The sequence below is a fragment of the Niabella ginsenosidivorans genome (assembly GCF_001654455.1).
GTDB classification, from domain to species: Bacteria; Bacteroidota; Bacteroidia; order Chitinophagales; family Chitinophagaceae; genus Niabella; species Niabella ginsenosidivorans.
On sequence record NZ_CP015772.1, the window covers coordinates 856,295 to 878,217 of the forward strand.

General features: G+C 45.9%; 13 protein-coding genes. 9 read left to right on the top strand and 4 right to left on the bottom strand.

Annotated elements, in window-relative coordinates; genetic code table 11:
* Nucleotides 1-410: 410 nt before the first annotated feature.
* The gene (locus A8C56_RS03690; RefSeq protein ID WP_245645736.1) at nt 411-5,267 is read right to left on the bottom strand and encodes a translocation/assembly module TamB domain-containing protein; all 4,857 of its coding nucleotides are present in this window, start codon (nt 5,265-5,267) and stop codon (nt 411-413) included.
* A 274-nt stretch (nt 5,268-5,541) separates the two neighbouring features.
* On the opposite strand from A8C56_RS03690, the gene A8C56_RS03695 reads away from it, so the two are divergent.
* Nucleotides 5,542-8,355: a hypothetical protein gene (locus A8C56_RS03695; RefSeq protein WP_084490393.1), complete on the top strand. Its 2,814-nt coding sequence runs from the start codon at nt 5,542-5,544 to the stop codon at nt 8,353-8,355.
* A 10-nt stretch (nt 8,356-8,365) separates the two neighbouring features.
* On the opposite strand, the gene A8C56_RS03700 is transcribed toward A8C56_RS03695, so the two are convergent.
* Entirely contained in the window at nt 8,366-9,262 is an 897-nt protein-coding gene (locus A8C56_RS03700) for a LysR family transcriptional regulator (RefSeq protein ID WP_067752209.1), read from the bottom strand.
* Nucleotides 9,263-9,377: 115 nt separating this feature from the next.
* Between A8C56_RS03700 and hutH the strand changes: the two genes are divergently transcribed.
* Genes hutH through hutG form a run of 4 tightly spaced genes read left to right on the top strand, consistent with a single transcriptional unit; the run spans nt 9,378 to nt 15,235 of the window.
* Complete coding sequence (gene hutH / locus A8C56_RS03705; RefSeq protein WP_067752212.1) at nt 9,378-10,952, top strand: histidine ammonia-lyase; 1,575 nt, start codon at nt 9,378-9,380, stop codon at nt 10,950-10,952.
* Nucleotide 10,953: 1 nt separating this feature from the next.
* A complete protein-coding gene (gene hutI / locus A8C56_RS03710) occupies nt 10,954-12,201 on the top strand; it encodes an imidazolonepropionase (protein ID WP_067752215.1) in 1,248 nt (415 codons plus the stop codon).
* Nucleotides 12,202-12,207: 6 nt separating this feature from the next.
* Nucleotides 12,208-14,208: a urocanate hydratase gene (locus A8C56_RS03715; RefSeq protein ID WP_067752218.1), complete on the top strand. Its 2,001-nt coding sequence runs from the start codon at nt 12,208-12,210 to the stop codon at nt 14,206-14,208.
* Between the two features lie 43 nt (nt 14,209-14,251).
* Nucleotides 14,252-15,235, top strand: a complete 984-nt coding sequence (gene hutG / locus A8C56_RS03720; RefSeq protein ID WP_067752221.1) for a formimidoylglutamase — start codon at nt 14,252-14,254, stop codon at nt 15,233-15,235.
* Between the two features lie 31 nt (nt 15,236-15,266).
* On the opposite strand, the gene A8C56_RS03725 is transcribed toward hutG, so the two are convergent.
* Complete coding sequence (locus A8C56_RS03725) at nt 15,267-16,949, bottom strand: PNGase F N-terminal domain-containing protein (RefSeq protein WP_084490395.1); 1,683 nt, start codon at nt 16,947-16,949, stop codon at nt 15,267-15,269.
* A gap of 172 nt (nt 16,950-17,121) precedes the next feature.
* On the opposite strand from A8C56_RS03725, the gene A8C56_RS03730 reads away from it, so the two are divergent.
* Nucleotides 17,122-18,687 carry a Na+/H+ antiporter gene (locus A8C56_RS03730; RefSeq protein ID WP_067761566.1) on the top strand — a complete coding sequence of 522 codons (1,566 nt, stop codon included), beginning with the start codon at nt 17,122-17,124 and terminating at the stop codon, nt 18,685-18,687.
* Nucleotides 18,688-18,717: 30 nt separating this feature from the next.
* Here A8C56_RS03730 and A8C56_RS03735 read toward each other — a convergent pair whose 3' ends face one another.
* The gene (locus A8C56_RS03735; protein ID WP_067752227.1) at nt 18,718-19,905 is read right to left on the bottom strand and encodes a dipeptidase; all 1,188 of its coding nucleotides are present in this window, start codon (nt 19,903-19,905) and stop codon (nt 18,718-18,720) included.
* Between the two features lie 159 nt (nt 19,906-20,064).
* Here A8C56_RS03735 and A8C56_RS03740 point away from each other — a divergent pair, with 159 nt between their 5' ends.
* From A8C56_RS03740 to A8C56_RS03750, 3 genes are read left to right on the top strand one after another with little or no spacing between them, the layout of a single operon-like run.
* The gene (locus A8C56_RS03740; protein ID WP_067752230.1) at nt 20,065-20,565 is read left to right on the top strand and encodes a methylated-DNA--[protein]-cysteine S-methyltransferase; all 501 of its coding nucleotides are present in this window, start codon (nt 20,065-20,067) and stop codon (nt 20,563-20,565) included.
* A gap of 13 nt (nt 20,566-20,578) precedes the next feature.
* Nucleotides 20,579-21,223, top strand: coding sequence for a DNA-3-methyladenine glycosylase family protein (locus A8C56_RS03745; RefSeq protein WP_067752233.1), 645 nt, complete (start codon nt 20,579-20,581; stop codon nt 21,221-21,223).
* 49 nt (nt 21,224-21,272) lie between these two features.
* Nucleotides 21,273-21,917, top strand: coding sequence for a dihydrofolate reductase family protein (locus A8C56_RS03750; RefSeq protein WP_067752236.1), 645 nt, complete (start codon nt 21,273-21,275; stop codon nt 21,915-21,917).
* The last annotated feature ends 6 nt before the right edge of the window (nt 21,918-21,923 follow it).

Here is a 21,923-nt window from a genome sequence, read left to right on the forward strand (position 1 = left end):
AGAAACCCGGCATGACAAAAAGAAAGATCGATTTTCAAAACAATAACACATCTGTCATTGGCAGTGGAGCAAAGCAAAACTGAAGGACGTCTAATTTTTTGTAGCGATTTACCTTCGGTGAAATTGTTCTCCGCTCCGCTTCGCTACGGTATGACGTACTTGTATATTGTTGATTATTACAACAATACAGCACTTGTCATTAACAGGCAATCATAAAACATTGCATTTAAGTTCATTAAAATGACAAGTGGCGCTGTCAGGCAGAGCTTGACGAAGCCTTGAGCGATGGATATTAATGTCCTTCATCAGGATGACAATACTTTTTTAAAGAATCTAATTGGTATTAATGGTTCTATATTTTTTACAGACTGGCTCTTCAATGATGATAATTCCCCGGATTCATATTACCGTTAATTGAGCCCAGTTGATTCCTTTGGAGTAGCAGACAACGGCGTTTTCTTCTTATCATCAGGCGTTACCGGCTCTACCCGGTTCTGCAAAGTATCCGATGCGGGTTTTTTCGTGGAATCCGGCACCGGTACCGAAGCAGGCTGCAGCGTCCTTCTCTGCAGCGCTCTTCTCCGCGCATTTCTGAAGATCTCTCCTATGGTATTGAATTCCTTCCGGAAGGAAATACCCACTCCCGACCGTTTTAATTTGGCGGCGCCGGTGCTGGAAGCGGTAAGATAGTCCAGGTTCTCCCTGTAAAATAAATTCAGACGAATGGTTCCGCTGGCGTTCAGCAACCACTCTGCTGTTACGTCCGGAAGAAACTGAACGGATTGCTGGATGGTGGATGCAAGCGGTACCTCCATGGAGCTTCCCAGGGAGATCACAAACCGGTCTTTAAATATCGGCACAAGGATGGCACCGTTTACATTGGCCTGGTTGATCTCAAAATTATTGGTGGGCATATTCAGAATGCTCCGGTTGTATACAGAGCCGCTGAATACCACGCTCACATTGGATCCCAGGATCTTGGCAAGCTCGTTGTTCAGCTTTTTATTGATCTCGTTAAAGAAGAGACCGGATAAGCTGGAAATGGTATTATAAGTAAATTCATTTACCGTGCTGCCAAAGTTAGAACCCGTTTCCGGTGGTGCAAAGCTGTTGAAAACAATCAGGTAGGTGACCTGACGGGTCACTTCTGTCTGGTTGTTTTCTATCTGTTGCAGCATGTTGGTTACATTAAAATCGTTTTTATATTTACTGTTGGGATCCAGCTCCAGCTGGAATTTAAACTCCGGTTTAAATAAGTGTCCTGTCAATTGTGTAATGACATACACATTTTCACGGGTGCTGGCATAGCTCTGATCGATCTGGAATTTGGCCAGGGGCGCAAAGCTTACGCGTTCTGCCTTATACTGCGCTTCAATATTGATATTGGCATTCAGCGGATCCCCGTTCCAGGATATATAGTTCTCCCCGCCTTTTTTTATTTCAAACGGCTTTTTAAAGAAAGACTGGAAGGTATAATTGTAGCTCCCTTCATCAATATCTAAACGGCCCTTTATGTTGAGCGGCTCGTTAGTGCCTGACCGTACGTTCAACGTGCCGGATCCCCTGCCTTTTATTTCATCTCCCGTAAGGTTATCCATTACAAATTTCATTTGTACTTTGGGGTTGGCTGTTACATCCAGGTCATAGGTGACGTTATTGGCTTTCTTTTTATAAATGCTGTCGGACATTGCTTCTCCGTACTTGCGTTCTACCAGCCAGTCGGGCATCTGGCCTGCCTTGCTGTTGCTGGAAGCAATGGTAAAAGAGCTTTCATCGCGGTAAGAAGCAATGGCGTCAATTTTCATATATAGATTGTCTTCCGGCCCGACCAATGCAAAGGAGCCGGTCGCTTTTACATTACCATAGAAAACTTTGTTATCGTTATAAGTGGTATTTAATACCTGAACCGGCCGGTTGTTGGCAGCATCTGAGGTGCCCGGTTTACGTGTGGAAACGTTCAGGTCAAAGAACATGTTTTTAAACCCGCTGTGGGTAATGTTTCCCATCAGGTACACGGGGTTTTTGGTGATGGTGTCTTTCAGTACAATGCCATCAAGGTTGATCTCATTCTCCTTTAGTTCAATATCATTGTCTTCTATGGAATAGAAACATTGGGTAAAGTTGACTCTTAGCCCCGCATTGTGCAACCTGCCTTTTCCTACAATGCTTAACTGGTCAAAAGGGCCTTTAAGATCAAATTTCCCTGTTATTTCGCCTGTCATATCCGAGAACAGGAAGCCGAGGAACCGGTTAATATATTTCAGATCAAAATTAGTTGCATCCAGTGAAATGATATTGTTGGCCTGACTTTCTTCATTTTTCAGGAAAAGGTGCAGGTTATAGGCCAGGTCTTTTTTCTGTGGATTCAGTGTGGTACCGTTAACCGTCAGTTCCCGGGTAGGCAGATCAAAAACAACTTTGGCAGAAAGATCCCCGATGGAATCATTGTCCAGCCGGATGGCCCTGCCCATGAAATTGTCAGAAGAGATCTTCATGTTCCTGCCCGGGTTCTCTAAAAGAAAATCACCGGAAACCAGCCCTTCCAGGCGGTTATTGGGAACAAGATATTTGGAAAGGTCACCAAGGTTGATATCCTTTAATGTTACGGCAATATCATTCCAGCTGCCCAGGTCAGAAGGCAGTGTATGAATACGTACTTCCTGGTTACTTTCCCTTAAAACCAGTTGCCCGTGGGCAGGTACATCTTTCCGGAACTCCAGTTCCCCGTTCCGTTCAATGTTCCAGGTTTTTCCGTTCAATATAAAGGTTGATGGTGCAAAGTCAATCTTAACGCCATTGCTGTACGTATTTACAACCGCGTTCAAACGTGCCTGGTCCACTGCGCCGGTGCCCCCGGAATAGATCATCACTCTTGAAACATCATTCCGGGCTGCAATGTTAAAGAGGGCCAGCGGCACATTTAAACTGTCGCCGACCTTAATATTGGTAGTGCGTCCTACAAGGGAAAGACTGTCGTAATTGCCGCGCCCTGTTACCGTAACGTCATTAAACTGGAACCGGTCATAGCTGAAGAAAGGCACTTCCGCATCTAGTGTTAAACTGTTGGTATAGGTATTGATACTGCCCCTGATATGTGCATTGTTGAAGCCACCCAGGCTGCTGTCTATAATGGGAATAAAGCTGTCAAAATTCTGTGTCTGAATTTCAAAAGAAAACGCCTGCTCCTGCACCTGTCTTGTAGGAGGCTTTATATAGGCAGGATAATACCGGTTCAAAAAACTGACAACAGAGTTGGGCAGGTCCCTTAAGTTAAAGGTACCGGAAATATTCGCGGAAAATTCATTGGAAGCAAGGGTCAGCCGTTTCCTGTCACCTTCAATGGCGGAGTTAATGGCCAGTGAATCAAAAGAAAGCGGCGCCTGATTCCGTACCAGTGTGGCATCGGTTATAGTGGCATTCCCCAGGAAGTTATCAATGGTTTTACCTGTAAAATGCGCATTGATCTTACCGGTAAGTACCACGCTGTCCTGTAAAAAGTTCATAGCCTTGAAATCGATCTTCCGGATGTCAGAAACAAAATTAAATACGGGCGCCTCCGGTTTGCTGAAATCAACGAGGCCGTTAAGGTCAAGATCCGCATTGGGATCATTGATGACGAGCTTCCCATTAAATACCTTTTTGTTCAGCTCTCCGTCTACCGTTACATTGTTATAGCGGTATTGATTATAATCAATATACCGGATGGCAGCAGATAATGCAACGGCCCCGCTTTGAGGGTCAAACCCTGCGCCTTTTAATTTTGCACTAAAGCTGACGTTGCCCAGTTTCTCATCCTTTAACAGGGGGCCAAGGTTAAAGTTACCGGTGGCAACGGTACCGGAGTATACCGGGTTGCCGCCCCGCGGTATTTTCATGTTGACGTCCGTTGTAACAGTGCCAAGCCCTGTGGTAAGGGTGCCATAGGTTACAAAGTCCCTGATGAACCCTGTATAGTTGCCCACAAAATTCAGGTACTGCAATTTGGAAAGATCCGGGATGTCTATTTTGGTAAGCGCCGGTGCAAAAGCTATGGCATCAGCATAAGTGGTTTTAAAGTGATTCGCCTTTATATCCATAAAGGTTTCGTCAATATCCGGAAGCCCGGTTAAGGAAGCATCTCCCGAAAAATAAGTGTTATTGCCCGCCTGTATTTCCAGTTGTTTGGCTACTAATGAAGCTACCGGCCCTTTAATATCACCGCTTAAGATAATCTGTTTCTTCCAGGTGCGCATAGCTGGTGCAAAATAGGCAATATCGTCACTGTTTATTTCTGCTTTTGCAAAATGGGCCTGCATGGTCACATTGGTAATATAATCATCCATACTGGCAAAGCTGGCAAACCGCATACTGTAATAATCGGTTAAATGGCTGTCGTTGGTGCGCAGGTCAAGGTGGTTAAAGGTCATTTCCTTTGGAGTAACCTTTACACCGGCTGCCAGCTTTTTTACTTCAAAGCCGCTTTTCTCTTTTGTGCTTAAGGTCATATTGGTGGTAATGGTATCCATCCACCAGCGTACCTGTTTAAAATCTGCATTGATCTTTGCAAACTCAATATGTCTTCCGTCAAAAGTGTTTTTGTCCAGTGTATCTGCCGGGTGGGCATCATTATCCGTTTTAAATGTCCCGTTCCGGATGCTGGCGCTTCCAGCCAGGAACTCCCATTTGCCGGCATTCCACTCCAGTTCAGCCGTATCCTTAGCAGAAGCCGCAGCGGGATGTTTGGGCGCGGCTTCCTGGTCTCCGGTTTCCGGTCGCCTGCCCTTATAATTCCGGATGGCAAAATAGGGCTGGTTAATAGTAAGCGTATTGATGTTGATGACCTTTTTTGCAAAGTCGATGTTTTTCGGATCCACTCTTAATGAGGCCAGTGCTGCCGTCATGTCCTGTCCTTTCCATCCGTCTTTTTGAATAAAGCGTATGTTTTCCAGGTCTACCTTCCGGAAAGCGATGTTAATAGTTCCTTTCTTCTTTGGCTTTGAACTTGCAGGGGCGCTGAAATAGTCCAGCAAAAACTGGTGCCGCCAAATGGAGTCACTTCGCTGCAATTGAATATAAGCGTCTTTAAGCCCGATGTATTTCAGCTCAATATCTTTTTTTACAAAAAACCAATCTGTAATATTAACGGTAACAGCGCCGGCACTTAGAATGGTGTCCTTTTGCCGGTCCAGCACCAATACGTCTTCCAGGTGCATCTTATTGAACAGGGAAAAATCTACATGCCGGATCGCTATCTGGGTTTGCAGTTCTTTGGATAACCGCTTGGTCACTTTATGAATTAACCAGTTCTGAACACCGGGTACCTGTATGGTCAGCCAAAGTAAAATGACCAGTCCCAGAATGGACCCAAGGGTGATGAACGATATCTTTCTTAGTTTCTTCAGGTAAAAAGCTGAATTTTTTGTGTGTAAAAGTAATTTATTAAGGGAGTACCTGCAAATTTGTAGAGTATCTGGTCATAATTTTATATTTTTAATAAAACATCCCCTGGGAAAACGTTGCAGATATAACGTACCTGAGAACTGTATATTCAAAATGGGAAACATGATCAGGCCTTTGTGTTTGATGGCACTCGTCTTTTTGGCGCAAGTTACAAATGCCCAGCAGTTTGGAGGAAACCCGCCCTCTGTGCATTGGAGGCAGCTTTATTCAGATACGGCGCGCATTATTTACCCGGAAGGACTGGACACGGTGGCGAGCCGCGTAGCTACCATTGTGAACAAGATCGCACAAAATAATTATCATGCCCTTGGCAACCAGGTGAAGCGGATTGATATTGTGCTGCAAAACCAACCCATTACCTCTAATGGTTATGTGGGGCTGGGACCTTTCCGGAGTGAATTTTACCTGATGCCGCCTTCAGATAATTTTGACCAGGGCACCACGCACTGGGCAGACCAGCTGGCGCTGCATGAATTCCGACATGTGGAGCAATACAATAATTTTAACCATGGGGCAAGTAAAGTAATGCACTGGCTGTTTGGGCAGGATGGTTATGCCGTAGCCATTAATGCCGCTGTGCCCAACTGGTTTTTTGAAGGAGATGCCGTATACCAGGAAACTTATCTTTCTCCGCAGGGAAGAGGAAGGCTGCCATCTTTTATAAATGCTTACCCGGCCTTATGGCGTTCCGGAAAAGAGTACAGCTGGATGAAATTGCGCAACGGGTCGCTGAAAGACTATGTGCCCAATCATTATGACCTGGGTTATCTTTTGGTCAACTATGGATATACCCGGTATGGAAGCGATTTCTGGAGAAAGGTAACTACAGAAGCGGCAGCTTTTAAAGGATTAATCTATCCTATGCAAAAAGCAATTAAAAGAAATACCGGTCTCAGCTATTCCCAATTTGTGAATGCCGCTTTTGATGATTATAAAAAACGTTTCGGGATCCGGTCTCAAAAAAACATCACCGATTCGCTTGCGGGTAATAATAAAGTAATGCCGGTAAATTATACAACGCTGACCCATTACTATTATCCCCAGCAGATAGATGCCGGCTCAATGGTCTATTTAAAGACTTCCGCAAAACAGAGGCCGGCGTTTTATTTCCGTGACAGGGTGGGAGAACATTTTGTGCGTTACCGCGACATCAGCAGCGAAACCCAGTTCAGCTATTCCAACGGGAAGATCGTATATGCAGCGCTGGAAACAGATCCGCGCTGGTCATGGAAAACATACAGCTCCTTACGGGTACTGGATCTGAGATCAGGCATACAAAAAAAAGTGACGCGGCATACCCGCTATTTTTCTCCCGATATTTCTGTTGACGGAAAGTTTTTAGTAGCTAATGAGGTTGACCTGCAGGAACGGTCTTCTTTGGTATTACTTGACGCGCAAACCGGAAAGCCGCTGAAAACATTTTCACAACCCGGTATTGACTATTTTGCAAATCCGAAGATAAAGAACGCACACCAGATAGTAGCGGCAGTTCGCCAGCGGGATGCTGCCACTTATATCGGATTGATCGATCTTGATAAAAAAACGATCGAACAGTTGACACCACCCACAGTAAAACCGGTTGGGCAGATCAGCCTTTACGGGGATAAAGTATATTTTATCGGTTCTGCAGGTTTGAAGGATGCTGTTTTCTGTGTGGATCTCCGGTCGCACCAGATCCAAAAGCTGGCACAGGATGAATTTACCGCCTACTTTATCAATGCAGCGGCCGGAACCCTTAACTGGAGCAGCTTTACCGCAGACGGGTACCAGCTGCGCCAAAAGCCATACCGTGATGCGGTGTGGACGAACCTGAGCAGGGAAGATTTTGTAAAAGGTAGTTCCGGCATCATTAATGATTCTGTGCATTTGTCCGAAAGTCCGGTAAATGCGGCCATGCCTGTATTACCATCCGGGAAATATGCACAGCTGACCGCACCGTTAAATTTTCATAGCTGGCGGCCTAATTATGATAACCCCGAATACAGCCTCACGGTTTATGGCAATAATATTTTAAATACGACCCAGACACAGCTCTATTATTTATATAACCGGAATGACCGGAGCAGCGCCATTGGCGGAAGCTTTACCTATGCAGGATTATACCCGTATATCGGCCTGGGATCGAGGTATACCATTAACCGGCAATTGCATCTTAAAAATGAGATAAGAAGCTGGAACCAGTGGGATAATTATTTATCGGTATCCGTTCCCTTAAACTGGATCGATGGCAGGCGGTACAACTACCTGAATACAGGCACCAACCTGGGCTACAGGATTGATTTTAACCGGGGCGCAGGCTATGCGCCTTCCGATCATTTTGGCTACCTGACTCATAGTCTCAGCTTTGGACAGCAGGTACAAAGAGCTGCACAGGATATTTACCCAAAATGGGGCTACGGCATCAGCCTGCAATATACATATGCCATTAACAAATGGCACAGCAATCAGCTTTACGGGCGCGCTGTTTTCTATGTTCCGGGCTTCCTGCCCACTCATAATTTTGTTTTTTCATTAACTGCACAACAATCATCTGTAAAGTATCAGCTTTTTTCAAACAGCATCAATTTTGCCCGCGGCTTTAACGGAATCGATTCAACCCGTATGGGAACGGTTACCATCGACTATCATTTGCCCTTATGGTACCCTGACTGGGGCTTCGGGAACCTGCTCTATATCCAGCGTGTCAGGGGCGCAGCGTTTTATGATTATACAGGAATAAAAGGGCGCAGCTCCGGCTTTTATACCAGCCTGCAAAGCGCGGGGGCAGAAGTATACCTGGATACGCAATGGTGGAACCAGCATCCGCTTACATTTGGCCTGCGGGTTGGCCGCCTGCTGACAAAAGACCCGGTTGCTCCGGGCCGTAACAGGCTGTTTTATGAATTTATTTTACCGGTAAGTATTATTCCTAAATAAAAGGGAGTGTTTATTTATATTCCTGTTTTTTTGCTACTTCCAGTAATGTACGGATTCCCGGATTCCGGTTTTTTAAATTCCAGATCAGCGATAGTTGGCTGCGTTGCGGAATTTTGTTGAGCTCAATAAAATTTACAGGTATGGAATAGCCTTGTTTTAATGAGGTGGGAACAATAGCAATTCCCATACCCTTTTCTACCAGTTTAAAAATAGTCAGTGCATTTACGGTTTTGTGATGAACACGCGGAGTAAAACCACAATCGCTGAAGATGCTCATCATCAGCTGGTAATATTCATTGCTGTAGTCTCTTGTAAATAAAATAAAGTTTTCCTGCTCCAGCTGCTTCAGCGATTTGAAATTACGCGCCTGGATCCGGTGTGTTTTAGGCACCACAAGAGAAAAGGTTTCTTCCGTGATGACGCGCATCGACAATCCCGGGGGTGCTATATGAGAACGCACAAAACCAAAGTCCAGCTTGTTTTCCAGCAAGTATTCGATCTGCGTTTCATTGGGTAGTTCATTGAGGCTGACCTCAATGGTAGGATATTTTTTATTCAGCCGGAAAAGTAGATCAGGGATCACTGTTTGTGCTGCAGATCCGATGAAGCCGATCCTTAGTTCTGCAATTTTCCCTTCGCCGATTCTTTTTAGTTGTAATTGTATATTTTCCAGCTGGTTTAACAGGATCGATACTTCATTCTTTAGAAAATGACCCGCTTCCGTCAGCTCCACAAAACGCTTGCCCCGTTCAAACAGCTTTGTTCCATAAATGGCTTCCATTTGCCGGATCTGCCGGGTCAGCCCGGGCTGGGAAATATACAGGCGCTCTGCGGCTTTGCGAAAATGCAATTCTTCTGCCAGTATGCTAAAATACATTAGGTGCCTCAATTCTATCTGATAACTCATAGTTATTAATTATTGATAAAGTTAGTATTAATAATTATTAAACATCTGTGCTAATTTTGAAGGATGGTATATGGCTGTAATGATCGGTGATCATTACCCCTAAACCCGGTAATTTATGAGTAAACAGGTATTCAGGTATGGAGAAGACTTTTTAAAGGTTTCTGTTGCAATGGCCATTGTAAGCGGCGCAATAAAAGGGATATTGTCTGAAGCAGGGAGGGAGCGGATCCGGAAAAGCGCCGCTATAGTAGAACGGGTTGTTACGTCGGGAGAGGTGGTGTATGGTATCAATACAGGATTTGGTCCGCTGTGCACTACTCCTGTAAATGAAGAAGATACAAGACAATTACAGGAAAATATCCTGAAGAGCCATGCTGCCGGTGTAGGGCAACCCATTGATCAAAGGCTTTCAAAACTAATGCTGGTGTTAAAGGTTCATTCATTGGCAAAAGGGTTTTCCGGTATCTGTGAAGCAACCATCGATCGTATCATCTGGCATATAGAGCAGGAGGTGATTCCCGTTGTTCCGGAACAGGGCTCTGTGGGTGCTTCGGGAGATCTGGCGCCTTTATCGCATTTGTTCCTTCCATTGATCGGTTTGGGAAAAGTATTTTATAAAGATGCGGTAAAACCAGCTGCAGAAGTGCTCAGGGAGCTGGGTATGGCGCCCCTGCAGTTAGAAGCAAAAGAAGGGCTGGCATTGATCAATGGTACGCAATTTATAGCGGCGCATGCAGTAACCGGTATTGTTGGGTTTCATAAAGTGCTGACGCAGGCAGACCTGAATGCCGTGCTGATGCTGGAGGGGTTAAGTGCATCCATTAAGCCCTTTTATCCGGAGCTGCACGCATTACGCCCCTTTAAGGGCAATCAGTTTGTAGCATCAACCATTTATAATCTTTTAAAAGATTCAGCCATTGTACATGCCCATGCCAATTGCTCCAGGGTACAGGATCCTTATTCCTTGCGTTGTGTTCCGCAGGTTCACGGCGCATCAAGAAATGCCTGGCTGCATTTAAAAGAGCTGGTAGAAACGGAGATCAACTCCGTAACAGACAACCCCTTGTTGATAAATGAGCGGCTGACCATCAGCGGAGGCAATTTTCATGGTCAGCCTTTGGCCATGGCCCTGGATTATGCCTGCCTGGCTGCTGCCGAGATCGGAAATATTGCAGACCGGCGGGTTTATCTTTCACTGGAAGGAGACACTCCGGGAGTTCCCAGGTTATTGCTGCCATCAACAGGGTTGAATTCCGGGTTTATGATCCTGCAATACACAACCGCTGCACTGGCAAGCGAGAACAAGACCCTGTGCTTTCCTTCAAGTGCAGACAGCATCCCCACTTCGCTGGGGCAGGAAGATCATGTAAGCATGGGCTCCATCAGCGGAAGAAAATTATTGCAGGTACTGGGAAACGTGGAAAAGATACAGGCTATTGAGCTGATCTGTGCGGCACAGGCACTGGATTTTCATGCTCCTTTAAAGCCTACGCCAATAGTGGAGGCCGTTCACCAGGCAATAAGGAACCAAGTGCCCCATATAGAAACGGATACCGTGATGACCACTCATTTAGAGGCTGCCATGGAACTGGTGGGCTCAGGCGCATTGATCCATACAGCAAAAAAAACAGCGGAAGAAACGGGTTTATCTTATATGACGGAACTACAGGAACTTTTTGACCGATATTGATATGAATACAAAACAACCGTACAGGCTTTTAGGCCCTTTTAAAGAAATTGTTACCATGGAGGGGCTCCCATTAAAGGGCGCATTGAAGGACGAACAATTGCGTGTAATAAAAAACGGTGGTATTCTTTTAAACGGAGATATCATTGAAGCGGTTGATAGTTTTGAAAAACTGGCGCTGCTTAACAGTGCTGTTGTGGGGCCGGTTGTTAATAGCGTAGTGCTTCCCGGTTTTGTGGACATGCACACCCATATTGCTTTTGGAGGAAGCAGGGCCAACGATTTTGCATTAAGAAATTCAGGAAGCCATTACCTGGAAATTGCGGAAAAAGGCGGAGGCATCTGGAGCACGGTGGAAGCTACCCGGGAGCTTTCTCTCTTACAGCTGGCGGCAGTAACTGCCCAAAGAGCTGCTGAACTATTGCAGCAGGGTATTACAACCATTGAAGTAAAAAGCGGCTATGGGTTAAATGTGGAACAGGAATTAAAAACCCTGCGGGCGATCAGGGACGCGCAGCAGCTTGCAAAGGCAGACCTGGTGGCCACCTGCCTGGCTGCGCATATTTTACCAAAGGATTTTAACGGATCGCACCAGGCATACCTGCAATGGATTATCCATGAATTATTACCGCTGATCCGGGAGGAACAGTTAGCAACGCGGGTGGATGCATTTGTAGAAAAAGGGGCATTTGCTGCGGAGGATATCCTGCCCTACTACCAAAAGGCAAAAGCAATGGGGTTTGATATTACGGTGCATGCCGACCAGTTCACCCCTTCCGGAAGCGCTGTTGCAGCGCAGGCAGGAGCATTAAGCGCAGACCACCTGGAAAGCTCCACTCAAAAAGAAATAGACCGGTTAGCAAAGTCTGGTGTAATTGCAACGGCTTTGCCGGGTGCCTCAATGGGCCTTGGGTGCGCATTTGCACCGGCACGCAAGCTGCTGGATGCGGGCAATGCAGTTACCATTGCTACAGACTGGAATCCCGGTTCTGCACCGATGGGGTGTTTGATGACGCAGGCTTCCGTACTGGCCTGTTATGAACGGTTGACAAATGCTGAAGTGCTGGCGGCTATTACTTTTCGCGCAGCAGCAGGTCTGGGATTAAAAGACAGAGGTATCCTTGCAAGAGGCTACCTAGCGGATTTTGTGATTTATGCAACGGATAGCTATAAAGAAATTACTTACCAACAGGGCCGTTTGCAGCCTTTGGCAGTCTGGAAGAAAGGAGTATCCGTTTATACAGCTAAATAATTTGCAATGACATTTCAGGAAGAAATAGTACAGGGCATTCCTGGTGAAATGCCCCCCAAAAAAAGGCCGGATCCTGAGCTGAGCCACGCTCCCAAAAGAAAAGCGATACTGAACCGGCAGGAACAACAACTGGCTGTTCGCAATGCCCTGCGTTATTTTCCCCGGGAATGGCACGGAGAGCTGGCAAAAGAATTTTTTGAAGAATTGCAGGAGTATGGGCGTATATACATGTATCGTTTTATGCCGGAGCATCCGGTATATGCCCGGCCGATAAATGAATATCCTGCAAGAATAACGCAGGCTGCAGCCATCATGTTAATGATCCAGAACAACCTGGATCCGGCTATAGCGCAGCATCCGCAGGAGCTGATCACCTATGGCGGTAATGGCGCCGTGTTTCAGAACTGGGCGCAATACCGGTTAACCATGCAATACCTGGCGTTGATAACGGAAACTCAGACGCTGCATATGTACAGTGGTCATCCCATGGGTTTGTTTCCATCTTCCGCTGCAGCCCCACGCGTAGTGATCACCAATGGAATGATGATCCCCAATTACTCAAAACCGGATGATTGGGAACGGTACAATGCCCTGGGTGTAACGCAATACGGGCAAATGACCGCAGGGTCCTATATGTATATTGGTCCACAGGGAATTGTACATGGAACAACGATCACCGTAATGAATGCCTTCCGGAAAAAGCTGGAAAAGGGTGCCACACCGCAAGGCAGGATATTCCTTACATCCGGCTTGGGCGGCATGAGTGGTGCACAGCCAAAGGCAGGCAGTATTGCCGGGTGCATTACTGTTTGCGCAGAAGTAAACCCTGCCGCTGCGCATAAACGGCACCAACAGGGTTGGGTGGATGAATTGTTTGAAGACATCAGTGCAATAGTAGCCCGGACAAAAAAAGCAGTCAGGGAAAAAGAGATCGTTTCACTGGCCTATATAGGCAATGTAGTGCACCTGTGGGAACGTTTTTATGAGGAGGAGCTGTTTGTAACTGTTGGCAGCGATCAGACCTCACTGCATAATCCCTGGTCGGGCGGCTATTATCCCGCCGGCATCTCATTTGATGAAGCCAATCAGCTCATTGCAAATGACCCGGAACAGTTCCGGCAAAAAGTGCAGGTATCCCTGGTGCGGCAGGTAGATGCAATTAACAAACATGTGGCAAGAGGAACCTATTTTTTTGATTATGGCAATGCCTTCCTGTTAGAAGCAGGCCGGGCAGGCGCTGATGTTTTTGCAGATAATCAAACGAATTTTAAATATCCTTCCTATGTACAGGATATTTTGGGACCTATGTGTTTTGACTACGGGTTCGGACCATTCCGATGGGTATGCACTTCCGGAAAGGAGGAAGACCTGGCACTAACGGATCAGCTGGCATTGGAGGTGCTGCAGGCGATCCGGCAAACAGCGCCTGAGGAAATTCAGCAGCAGTTAGAGGATAATATTCAATGGATTGCTGAGGCTGCAAAAAACAGGCTGGTGGTGGGCTCACAGGCGCGCATTCTTTATGCGGATGCGGAAGGGCGTATAAAGATTGCCCGTGCATTTAATGAAGCAGTAAGAGACGGCCGTTTGCAGGCTCCTGTTGTATTAGGCCGGGATCATCATGATGTAAGTGGTACTGATTCTCCTTACCGGGAAACCAGCAATATTTACGACGGCAGCAGGTTCACCGCAGATATGGCGGTGCATAACGTGATCGGGGATAGCTTCCGGGGAGCTAGCTGGGTATCTGTTCACAATGGTGGCGGTGTTGGCTGGGGCGAAGTGATCAACGGTGGCTTTGGAATGGTACTGGATGGTACAGATGCGGCTGAACAAAAACTGGGATCTCTGCTGTTTTATGATGTCAATAACGGCATTGCCCGGCGTGCATGGGCGCGCAATACAGGGGCCATACAGGCTTTAGACCGGGAGCTGGAACGCAGCCCGCAATTAATAGTTACAAAAGCCAGCCTTGTTGACAATCGTATACTGGAATCTTTATTTTAAACCGGTCGTATAAAAAACAAATGTTTAAACCTATTGTAAGCATATGGCATTAACAGCATCAAAAGCATACCAGGCAGCATCCGCTGAAAACTGGGTTGGAAGAAAGGACGGGAAGGAAGCGGCGTATGAGCGCTGGGGACAGGTAGTGAAAATCTTAGATCTGAAAGAGGCGCTACCTGAATTAAAAAGATCGTTTGTAATGATTGGCTACTGTTGTGATGAAGGCGTGCGCCGTAACCAGGGCAGGGTGGGCGCGGCCAAGGGGCCTGATCATTTGAGGGTCATATTGAAAAATCTGCCGGTGCACCATCCTGCTGCTATAAAGATTTATGACGCAGGGAATATTTATTGCCAGGAAGGAGATCTTGAAGAAACACAAACGCTCCTTGCACATGCTGTCAGCCGTATTATTGCTGCGGGCGGCTTCCCGCTGGTGCTGGGTGGCGGGCATGATCTTGCCTATGGGCACTTTACAGGTATTCAAAACAGTATTGGTAACCAGAAAAAAATTGGCATCATTAATTTCGATGCGCATTTTGATCTGCGTGCTCCGGATGCAGGTAGTGGCAATTCCGGTACGGGCTTTTACCAGGTTGCCATGGAACTGAAGGCACAGGGCAGGCCTTTTTATTATTTGCCGGTTGGTATTCAGCGCATCAGCAATACTAAAAAGCTTTTTGAGGTTGCTAAAGAATTCAATGTAAGCTATATTGATACATCACTGCTAAATGCGGGCAACCTGCCGCACCTGTTGCCGCAGTTGCAGCAGTTTTTGGATAGGGTTGATGTTGTTTACCTGACGGTGGATCTGGATGTGTTTTCAGCCGCACAGGCGCCGGGTGTCAGTGCTACTGCTTTTAACGGAATAGAGCCGGGGCATTGCTTTTTTACGCTGTTGCGACTGATCTGTCAATCGGGAAAACTGCGCTCACTGGATATTGCTGAATTAAATCCTGATTATGATATTGACAGCAGAACCGCTAAACTGGCGGCAGATATCCTGTTTAATGTATTGCTGGAATTATAAAGCCTGTTTGCCGTTTAAATTGCTAAAAGCACTAATCGCCAATTAATGCGCCCGAAACATTCCAGTAGCTGAAGCTGGAACCTTCCGGCGCTCCCTGCGGAATTTTTACCTGTATGTGGTGATCGCCCTGCTCAAGGTCTCCCAGTTCTATAAAGAACGGATTGGTTACCGTACCGGGGCACCAGTTGGAACGGCTGAGATCAGAAGAAGAGAGCCCATTGCTGAAATTGCCTGAAGCTGGATTGTACAAACGGTAAGTACCGCAATCTTCCCGCCAGGGAACCAGGCTGAAAACGGTTTTGTTATCCAGGAGAATCGTATTGAGCCTGGGCACAAATTCATCGCCGCCATCCCAGCCGCCATGCCCCGTAGTAATATAACGCAGCCTTGCGTTCTTTAATGGCTGTTTCAACGTGAAGCTGACGGTAATTCCGTTTTCGTTGTTGAATAGAGTGGCATATTCCTGTCCTGCCATTTCCATAATGTTCAAGGTATTGAATAAGGGAATAATATGTTGCTGCTGTTTTCCCGCATCTCCTTTATGGATCGTTATATTGGCAGAAACCCTGTGCCCGCCTTTATCGTAATTGCCAATGAAAATGCCAATGTATACTTCCCTCTTATTGAACAATGCAGCATAATCGCTGATGTCCTGCCGGTACGGAACGGCTTCCTGCCATTGTTTTCCTTTAAGGGTAATATGGTTAAACTGCCTGACGCCGAAAGGAGTGAAGAAGCGCAGCAGCTCAACCGGCGGATCATAGTCTGCAGTTGCAATGACCCCCTGGTAACGCTTGCCATTGCCGTTTGTATAAACAGGAAGGGCGTTGATGCCCTTTTTTAATCCATCGAGGAAAGACTCCTTTTTAGTAACCGGTATCAGGAACACACTGCCGGTACGGTCATATGCATCGCCATTGGATTGTTCCGTCAGATCCAGGAAAACAGTGCTGCTGCTATCTATTGCGGGCATTTTAATTTTCTTTACCACTACGGTTCCCTTTGCAAAACGGAATACATCCGGCACTGTCAGGCTGCTGTCCGAAAAATTGACGACCTGGTTGTGAAACAGCGGGATAGTTGTAAACCTGCTTTTCCATATTTCATCGCGATAGCTCAACAGGTCTGTTTGCTGCGCCGGCGCTGTTAAAAATGACGGTAGCTGCAATTGCTGTTGTTCAATTTTTTCTGCTGCGATGGTGCTGTTGCCGTTGCGGATCATTTCTAAAACAAGGCCCAGGTTTTGCCCCAGGATGGTAGGAGCTCCTTTTACAGGAAGCTGATCTGTATACCAGAGTTCAATGGTGTTAGAGTTGACAACGGTTTTTGCTTTTTTACAGGTGTATCCCAGGATGTTCCTGGTTTCGTTGCTCAATTCAAATGTTTGCTTTCTCAAAGCCGTGTCGGTTGAGGAAATGATCTCCTGATCATTTAAAAATGCAAATAAATATTGCACATTCTTACCCCGGTCAATAAGAGAAACTTCAAAAGGATAAGCGCCTCTTCTTGTAAAATCCTTTTCTGTGGTGACCAGCGTTTGCTCTTTTCCGGCAAATACCCATATTTTATTTTGATGTTCCGGGGTTTTGCCATTAAAACCGGAAGTATAGATGATCTTATAAACGGTAGGATCATTAAGGTGGAGCTGTGCCTTGCACGGTATAGCTGCCAGTAAGAGCAACAGTAATAAAAGTTTGCAGGGTATTGGATGCATAGCTTGTTTTGTTGGGTTCAAAGATAGGGTGAATCATTTTTGATACGGGGGCATGAATAGATTTAATTTAAGCATCCATGAAATCACAGGGATAAAAAATTGCAGATCGGTGTATCGGCCCTGCTTGAAAACGTTTTTTAAAAGAAATTGCCGGATTATTGTATTTTACAGCATGCTTCATCAGTTTCCCTTATACCTGGGTATTGTTATTTTTATAGTGTTGCTGGTTATGCTGGCAAACCGCGTTAAAATAGCGTATCCCATCATACTGGTTGTAGGTGGCTTACTGCTGAGCTTTATACCGGCAATGCCGGTGATCAGCATTGATCCGGATCTGATCTTTATTATTTTTCTGCCTCCTTTATTATATGAGGCTGCCTGGAACACTTCCTGGAAGGAGCTTTGGCGCTGGCGGCGCGTTATTTTCAGCTTTGCCTTCCTCATAGTGTTGGTCACTTCTATGGTGGTGGCCTGGGTTGCCAGTAGTTTTATCCCGGGCTTTTCTCTGGCACTCGGCTTTTTATTGGGCGGCATCGTGTCTCCGCCGGATGCGGTGAGCGCCTCTGCTATCATGAAATATATAAAAGTACCCAAGCGCATGCAATCTATAGCGGAGGGAGAAAGCCTGATGAATGATGCATCCAGCCTTATTGTTTTTCGTTTTGCGCTGATTGCTGTAGAAACCGGGCATTTTGTTTTTTATAAAGCAGCGGGTAGCTTCTTCCTGGTGATCCTGGGTGGTGTTGCTGTAGGACTGCTCGTTGCCTGTATTTTTTACTGGTTATTTAAGAAATTGCCAACGGATGCAAATATGGATCTTGTGTTTACCCTGGTAGCTCCATATATCATGTATGTTACTGCTGAGTCCATGCATGTGTCCGGGGTGCTGGCCGTGGTTTGCGGCGGTCTTTTTCTTGCAGCAAGGCAACAGGTAATGAGCAGCACTTCCCGGCTGCGCAGTTCTAATGTATGGTCGGCACTGGCCTTTGTGCTCAATGGCCTGGTATTTATGCTGATCGGGTTAGAGCTGCCGGTTATTGTAAATAATCTGGATGGTGTTTCTTTGGCGGATGCTGTGGGGTATGGATTACTGATCACGGGCGTATTGATTATTGGGCGTATATTATCTACTATTGGCGCCTCTGTATTTACTACTTTTGCAAGCCGGTTTATTACAGTTGCGGATGCACGCCCGGGATTTAAAGGTCCGTTACTGTTAGGATGGACAGGGATGCGCGGAGTGGTATCCTTAGCTGCTGCGCTTTCCATTCCTACTGTTATTAAAGAAACAGGGGCGCCGTTTCCTCAACGCAGCCTTATTTTGTTTATTACGTTCATTGTAATACTGGTAACGCTTTTATTACAGGGGCTGACATTACCCTGGCTGGTGAAATTATTAAAGCTTAAGGAACGGGATCACCCGGATGAGGAAAAAGAAAACAAAGAGATCTATCATCGTTTAGCCCGGGAAAGCAAGAAGTATTTGCAGGATCACTATGCTATTGAAATAAAGTCGCATCCAGCACTGAGCCAGCTGATCACCCGTTGGGAGAATACGGAGTGGTTCCTGGAAAATGAAATCCAGCATTCCGGCTATAAGAAGATCTACCTGGATTTGATCCGTCAGCAACGGGTGTGGCTGCATGAATGGAATGCGGATATTGCTGTTGAGGAAACGCTTATCCGCCAGCACCTGCTAAGGCTGGATCTGGAGGAGGAAAAATTACGACTGAGCTAAGGCTGTAAAGTGCCGTCTTCATCTGACTGGTCAGAAGCTCGCTTTGATGACCCTTAACACGTTTCCGCCCAAAATTTTCCGGATCGATTTTTTTGAGTAGCCACGTTTAACAAGCTCAGCTGTTATAGCAGGGTAGCAGCTTACATCTTCCAACCCTACAGGCACAGAAGTAATACCATCAAAATCAGAGCCGATGCCCACATAATCGTCGCCCACCAGTTTTACAATATAGTCAATATGATCTACTACATCTGATAGTGTTGGTCGTAATAGTTCAGTCTGTTCCCTGTAATAGGTATGCCATTGTTTCCGGGTTTCCATTGAGTCGTGGGTGGCAGCATATACAGAGTCTGTGAACTGCTTCCTGTAATGCATCAGTTCTTCAGACTTTTCAGCATATTTTTTGCTGACAAAGCCCGAGAAAAAATTAATGCAGATAACGCCGCCGTTTTTGGCTACCGCTCTTATTTGTTCGTCTTTTACATTCCGGAATACGGGACAAATATTGTAAACAGAACTGTGCGAAACAATGACCGGCTTGGTGCTTGCCGCAATGGCATCATAAAAGGTCTGTTCGCCAACATGGGCAAGGTCTACCAGAACGCCCAGCTCATTTAATTTCCGGACTATTTCCCTGCCAAAGGGGGTGAGGCCTTTATGCTTTAAGGTGTCGCCATGCAGGGTTTCATCCATAGCGCTCGTGGCCCAGGGGGTACTGTTGTTCCAGGTAAGCGTAAGATAACGCATTCCTCTTTTTTGAAGGGCTTCCAGTTTATGGATGTCATTTTCGATCATATGTCCGCCTTCCACACCAATCAGCGCTACTATTTTTTTCTGGCGGATGCCTTTCAGGATATCCTGGTAGGTTCTTGCCAGTACAATAGTTCCGGGATTTCTTTGGATCAATGCGTCCAGTGAGTCGATCTGGTCATTGGCATCTGCATACAGACCCAGTTTGCTTCGTGGCTCAGGATCTGTAAACACTGAAAAGAACTGTACATCCAGCCCGCCCTTTTTCCAACGGGCAAAATCCGTATGTCCCTCAGGAACCGGCTTTGAAATGTCCTTGCCATTCCAGATGGAAGAATAGATCACGTCATTGTGCCCGTCTATAAGAATCGCTTTCTGATGGATCTTTTGGACATTTTGTGCAGACAGCAAAAAAGGTATGCTACTGAATAACCCGATTGCCAGTTTTTTGATTCTTGCCAGATTCATGCTTTGAAGATAAAAATTATATACGGGAATGCAGCTGACAAATTGTATGAACGGTTGGCTGTGACAGCGCTGTTATAGGGAAAAATAGTTAATGCTTTACTCCCAATTGTCTGCTGAAATAGTGTATTTTAGAATGTTGGGAACAACTCATTAAACAAGATGCAGCAGTATTATTTCAAAGAAATACCATCGCCTGTAGGAATATTGCGCCTGGTGGCGAATAACAATTTCCTTGTTGCTGTACAGTGGCTGCCTGTAAAGGATTTTGATGAAAACACTATACTGACTGAAGACCAGCAACACCCCTTGCTCCTGAAAACGGAACAGCAGTTAAATGAATATTTTTCCGGTAAGCGGAAAGTATTTTCGATTCCCTTTCAGTTGATGGGTTCCGGGTTTCAAAAAAAGGTATGGGAATTACTGCCCGATATTCCCTATGGGAAAACGGTGAGCTATGGGGAAATAGCTAAAAGATTAGGAGCTATGCAAATGGTACGCGCCGTGGGCGGTGCCTTAAATAAAAATCCTGTACCGATCATTGTTCCCTGCCACAGGGTAGTGGGGGCAGATGGAAAGATGGTGGGTTTTGGCGGGGGCGTACAAAATAAAATTTATTTGTTGAATCTTGAAAATCCGACCCCACAGCTGGATTTATTTTAATTGTCCTGTTACTATGATTCAAACTTTTTCCGGTCGTAATTTTAAAAAGATTTGTAACCAGCTGGCAAAGAAAGATGCGCATCTGGCGGCTGTTCTGGAAGATTACGGGCATCCTCCTATGTGGACGCGGGCGAACAGTTTTGAATCGCTGGTGCATATCATCCTGGAACAGCAGGTGTCGCTGGCATCTGCCCTGGCTGCCCTTAGGAAATTACAGAAGCATACAAAGGGCGTTACTCTGGAACGTATTTTAAAGCTGACAGACGCGGAAATGCGGGCCTGTTATGTAAGCCGCCAGAAAATGGGCTATATTCGTGGACTGGCACAAGCGATTATAGATGGTCAGATTAATCTTGAAGTAATGGCCGGGCTCCCAGATGACGAAGTAAGAAAGCGGTTGACCGCGTTAAAGGGCATTGGTAACTGGACCGTAGATGTGTACCTGATATTTGTTTTGCAGCGTACAGATGTTTTTCCGGTGGGCGATCTGGCTGCTGTAAATGCCTTTAAAAAATTAAAGTCGCTGCCTAAAACAATCACCAGGGAAGAGCTGACCACTGCATCAGAAAGCTGGGCCCCTCATCGTACCATTGCAACAATGATTCTGTGGCATTTTTATTTATCGGAGCGCTACCGGCTACTTAGAGCGACAGTATAAGCATTGACAGATCAGGAAGAGTGATTTTTTAAGGATATAACAAAAAAGTATGAGCAGCATTAAAGTAATGAATTTCACCATTTCCTTGGACGGTTTTGGTGCAGGTACTGATCAAAGTATGAAAGTGCCGTTAGGTACGGGAGGAGAGGAATTGCATGAATGGATGTTCCCAACAAAAAGGTTTCGTGCAATGAGCGGTAAGGATGATGGTACAGAAGGAATTGACAACGACTTTGTAGAAAAGGCTTTTGAAAATGTTGGTGCATGGATCATGGGACGTAATATGTTCGGACCGGTCCGTGGAACCTGGCCGGATGATAATTGGAAGGGCTGGTGGGGAGAAAATCCACCCTATCATGTCCCTGTGTTTGTATTAACACATTATGAAAGAAAACCGGTAACAATGAAAGGAGGAACAATATTTCACTTTGCCAATGACGGAATTGAAGCAACATTGGAAGAAGCAAAAAAGGCTGCAAATGGAAAAGATATTCGCATTGGCGGAGGGGTATCAACGATCCGTCAGTTCCTGCAGGGAGGGTATATTGACGAACTGCATCTTGCTGTATCACCCGTCTTTCTTGGTTCCGGAGAACATTTATTTTCCGGAATCGATATGGTAGGCCTGGGATATAATAAAATACAAAGAACTGAAGGAGAGCGGGCAACTCACTTCATTATCGGAAAAGATTAAAAGTTT